At 38.0% G+C, this 3,729-nt stretch carries 4 protein-coding genes; 1 reads left to right on the top strand and 3 read right to left on the bottom strand.

Annotated elements, in window-relative coordinates:
* Positions 1-1,332 precede the first annotated feature (1,332 nt).
* A complete protein-coding gene (locus HMPREF9304_RS12075) occupies positions 1,333-1,845 on the top strand; it encodes a hypothetical protein (RefSeq protein WP_052046156.1) in 513 nt (170 codons plus the stop codon).
* 243 nt (positions 1,846-2,088) lie between these two features.
* Here the strand turns inward: HMPREF9304_RS12075 and HMPREF9304_RS12070 are convergent, their stop codons facing one another.
* The 3 genes from HMPREF9304_RS12070 to HMPREF9304_RS13860 are packed head-to-tail and all read right to left on the bottom strand — an operon-like array spanning position 2,089 to position 3,609.
* Positions 2,089-2,604: a hypothetical protein gene (locus tag HMPREF9304_RS12070; RefSeq protein WP_146003018.1), complete on the bottom strand. Its 516-nt coding sequence runs from the start codon at positions 2,602-2,604 to the stop codon at positions 2,089-2,091.
* 10 nt (positions 2,605-2,614) lie between these two features.
* Positions 2,615-3,145 carry a hypothetical protein gene (locus tag HMPREF9304_RS12065; protein ID WP_036929542.1) on the bottom strand — a complete coding sequence of 177 codons (531 nt, stop codon included), beginning with the start codon at positions 3,143-3,145 and terminating at the stop codon, positions 2,615-2,617.
* Positions 3,142-3,609 (bottom strand): RHS repeat domain-containing protein, encoded by a 468-nt coding sequence (locus HMPREF9304_RS13860; protein WP_445236345.1) that lies wholly within the window; start codon positions 3,607-3,609, stop codon positions 3,142-3,144. Before HMPREF9304_RS13860 ends, HMPREF9304_RS12065 begins: the two co-directional genes overlap by 4 nt.
* Positions 3,610-3,729: the final 120 nt, after the last annotated feature.

Here is a 3,729-nt window from a genome sequence, read left to right as displayed (position 1 = left end):
AAAAGATTTAATCCTATTTTTTTCATGTCGCAAACTTAGAGTTGATTTCGTTGTTCATTTCTTCTACGCTGTTTACAACCACAAAACATGTCGTTTTTTTGGTGAAAAAACCACATTTTTGGACAAGCCCACGATTGGAAAAACGGTTATCGAAACCAAACTTTCGCCTCAAAAAGATGTGAAATATCTTTACAACACCCTCCTTATAATTCGCATATTTACAACCAACTTGCACCTTCGTCACAAATACGCGAGAAATGAGCGACTTTCGTATCTATTTGTCTCACAATTTGTTACAACAATGTGCTGCAAATTAACATCCATCTGTCAAACTTTCTAAGCGCTAAAGCATTAACTTTATGCCCTTATCTACATGCTTTAGTCCCCTTACTCCATGTGAATAGTCGTACAAACTACTGTTCACAGCAGCCTTATTTCAATGTTTTAAGTGAAAAAATCCCTTTTTCCACTCTTTCAAGAGCATCAAACACCCCCTTTTTACACATAGCATGCTTATTTTTCTCTCTATTTCCAACTTTTTCAACCCCCGTTTTTTGTCATTTTTTAGGACAAAAACGATTTCGTCCTTGCATCGTCATACTCTTTTTGTTGAAGAGTAAAATTGTTGAGCAACAAATGTTACATACGAGACATAGGCGCGTAGTCCTATGGCATAGAATAGCACCTAATGTTAGAGGCATTGTGGGGCGAAACTTCAACTGGATGATAGTTCAGGATATTATACAACAGCCACGGTTATGCGTAATGGCAGGGAAAAACTTCAACTGGATGATAGTTCAGGACATTATGCAGTAGTAACGGTTATGCGCAATGGCGGGGCAAAGCCCCAAAAGCCTACAGCCCAAGGCAACGCCTTGGGTAAACGTATGAGAAGATGTACGCCCTACAGGGGAAAAAGAAAGTGTAATGTAATGATAGCCAATTGCTTTTGTCCTTACAGGACGCAGTTACTTCAATGCACCGCAACCTCAGGGCGTTGCCCTCAGCTATGCGCTTATTAGGCTTTCAGCCCGTCATTGCCGTGTGTAAACCCTGCATACTAAAATTATGATGTATGCAAATTCTTCATTCTAAACTTGTGATGATTGACAAATCCATGTGTCACTCTACACAATAAGAGTATTTGCAAGAGTAAATTTTCGAAAGTTTTGTCTATCTTTGCAAGTGAACTTTTAGAGGGCATCGCTGTAAAATGCTATCAATGGCTGGAGTGGTTTTGAGGCCATTTACTTGAAGTTTTGAGAACGATAAAAAAGAATGAACCCTCTCTCTTTTTAAGATGATATAAGAATTAACGGAGAATTGATATATATGGAACACTTAAAAATGCAAAGCCCAAACATCGTGAGCGACAACATGGCTTACATTGCCAAGCGTTGGCCAGAGTGCCTAACAGAGGCAAAGGACGAAAACGGTAAGCTTCGACAGGTGATAGACTTTGACAAACTTCGTCAGGCTTTGTCTTCGGATGCCACGGGTGAGGGGCAAGAGCGTTATCAGTTTACATGGCCTGACAAGCGTCATGCCATACGAATGGCAAACACACCCACCACCAGCACGCTACGCCCTTGTCGTGAAGATAGTATTGACTTTGACAATACGCAAAATCTGTATATCGAGGGCGATAACCTTGAGGTGCTGAAGCTATTACGTGAGTCGTATCTCGGCAAGGTGAAGATGATTTTTATTGACCCACCGTATAACACGGGTGGCGACTTTGTGTATAAGGATAACTTTATTAAACTAAATCGGTCATTAGAGATTTTCCGTGCAAAAAGTCAGATTATAGCAGACTGTGCCATCGTTATAGCATCTGTATACTAACACAATATGCATCTTTTGTTCTATTTCAAGACAAAATGAAAGCGAAATTTTCTAATGACCGATTTGGGTTTATACATCGTTGATTTGCAAGATTTTACTATACAAAGGTACAAAACTTTGTAGAAACATGCAAGTTTGAAAACAATTATTTTATTGATAACCACATAGTTAAATACTTTTTGAGGGTCGACTAATTACATTCTGAATTGTAGAAGGAGTTGCGAGATTAAGTAATAAGTAAAATTATTTTAATTGATTATTTTCTTTCCATTTTCGAATGCGTTCAAAATCAATGATAAGTTGACTATGTTCTCTGTCTATCCATACATCAAGTCGAACAAGAAAAGAATAACGATCTAAAGATTCAGAATAGAATTCCACAAGCTGATTCTTGAAGTCATATTCTTTGATAAAATGAAGAATATTCTCAAAAGGAACATATTTGGGTTTAACTTGGTACGTGGTGTCCACAAGCCCCCTACTGTTCACAACAAAACCAATTGTCACAGTATCAGACACATAAACAAGTTCATCAACAAGTTTCTCTATTATGAAGTGAGCCAGCAAGCTTGTAAACTTTTTCTTCCTTTTATTATATTCTTCCCACTTCTCCTCTGGTGGAAACTCCAAGCTAAACTGTGGTTTTCTTATTAAAGTATAATCTATAGAGTCACAAGGACGTATTATTTCATTTAGAACTTTTGAAAACGATGGGAAGGCCAAATAAATAAAGATGGTTATTAATATTATTCTTTTCATTCCTTAATTATTATTTTAGAATCCTAGGTGCAGTAGTCGTACTTCCTTCCAGGAGATATACATCTCCACTTTTTAACGGTTCTCCTCTTCTTATGCCATCCCACCCAATTGCATATGTTTGAATAACATTTTGAAATGGGTCGTCAGGGGAAAGAAAAGTATTTCTTGGATGCGTATGGTACATTTTAAGCACTTCATATTGTTCATTTAGTCCTAAATCTAAGAATGGCTTATAGGTATCTTTATATTTTTTTACACTTATGCTATATAAAGTTGCTGCTTCCATACTGTTTGACACATAATATATGTATGATCCGTCAAAACGTTTACCAGAATACCTGTATCTTTCATTTTCAATTTTTTGATCTGAGAAAACATAACCTTCTGCTCGGTCGTAATAATATCCCTTTGAAGTATAATACATATTCATCTCGACATTTGCATGTTTTGACTTATAAACTAATAAACTTGATGCCTCATAATAATTTCCATGAAAAAATCTACTGTCAGGATACTCGCTTAAGGAAAATGAATAATTCATACTTGGCAAAGGACGATTCGGATACATTCCTTCCCCCCAGCTACTGTTGTCCAATGAAAAGTCCAATCATTTAAACAACCGGTTCCCCCAATGGTTAGTCCGATTACACCCCATGCATTGTTTACACTAAAAGTAAATCCTAATGCCCCCGGATGCAATAATCCATATCCACCAGCATATCCCAATATTCCTCCAAATCCTATTCCTAAATATGTTGCTGGCTCTTTCCAATTCCACGATAATGGATTAAGTTCTCCATTATTGGAAGCAACCCCACCTAAATATGCGCCGGCAACAGCTGCTAAAATTAATAAAANCGATTCTCCNTCTTTATCAACGTAGCATAATGGATTGTTCAAACNATAGCTATACCTGTTNAANTTCTGCGTAAAGTCNGNCATCTGCACGTATGGGTCGGGACTAAGGAAACGGCCCAAGACAGGGTCATATAGGCGGGCATTCATGTTGATAAGCCCGAACTGCNGAAGATGTTCATGACCNGTGTANCCACGTCCTANGAACAATGCTGGCTCCGTGCCCGGTGCATAAGCCACGTGTGTATCAGGATTGCGCAACCGTCCCCA

The sequence above is a fragment of the Hoylesella timonensis S9-PR14 genome (assembly GCF_000762405.1).
GTDB classification, from domain to species: Bacteria; Bacteroidota; Bacteroidia; order Bacteroidales; family Bacteroidaceae; genus Prevotella; species Prevotella timonensis_A.
Note: the sequence above shows the minus strand (reverse complement) of the source record. Positions and strands in the feature narration are given on the sequence as shown.

What these genes read in the sequence shown, in the direction of transcription:
- HMPREF9304_RS12075 (WP_052046156.1), top strand. Translation starts at nt 1,333, where the DNA reads ATGGAACACTTAAAAATGCAAAGCCCAAACATCGTGAGCGACAACATG.
- HMPREF9304_RS12070 (WP_146003018.1), bottom strand. Translation starts at nt 2,604, where the DNA reads ATGAAAAGAATAATATTAATAACCATCTTTATTTATTTGGCCTTCCCA.
- HMPREF9304_RS12065 (WP_036929542.1), bottom strand. Translation starts at nt 3,145, where the DNA reads ATGAATTATTCATTTTCCTTAAGCGAGTATCCTGACAGTAGATTTTTT.